General features: G+C 61.1%; 1 pseudogene. It reads right to left on the bottom strand.

The window, feature by feature from the left end:
• Nucleotides 1-222: 222 nt before the first annotated feature.
• Nucleotides 223-386: pseudogene (locus EOB49_RS38435) on the bottom strand (FAD-dependent monooxygenase); the annotation flags it as partial.

Genomic DNA, 386 nt, shown 5'->3' with positions numbered 1-386 from the left:
ATCATCAGCCTGTAGGCCGCATCGATCCGAGCCTTCAGCGCCGCTTCACTGTCTGCCGGAGCCTGCTGGCTGGCCTGACCTGGCGTCTGGGCTTGCGCCTGCGGCAAGGGCAGCATCACGACCGACGTGGCCAGGACAGACGCAACGACCCGTATCAGGTCTAGCGATTTTCGGACCCCGGAGATGACAACGTTCATGCGGATCGGTCTGATGCGAAAAACTCTAGGATGCGGTCGTATCATGATCCGGATTTTGTCCGAAATCCCACCGCGTTTCCTCAAGTCCAATCCGCCTGAACGGATCGATCACGGTTCCCGCCACCATCGAGGCGAGGAATTGCGGCGCCGGCGGGATTTTTGCCACCGTCGCCACCAGCCTGTCGCGGA

The organism is Mesorhizobium sp. M7A.F.Ca.MR.148.00.0.0, from assembly GCF_003997735.1.
In the GTDB taxonomy this organism is placed as follows: domain Bacteria; phylum Pseudomonadota; class Alphaproteobacteria; order Rhizobiales; family Rhizobiaceae; genus Mesorhizobium.
Note: the sequence above shows the minus strand (reverse complement) of the source record. Positions and strands in the feature narration are given on the sequence as shown.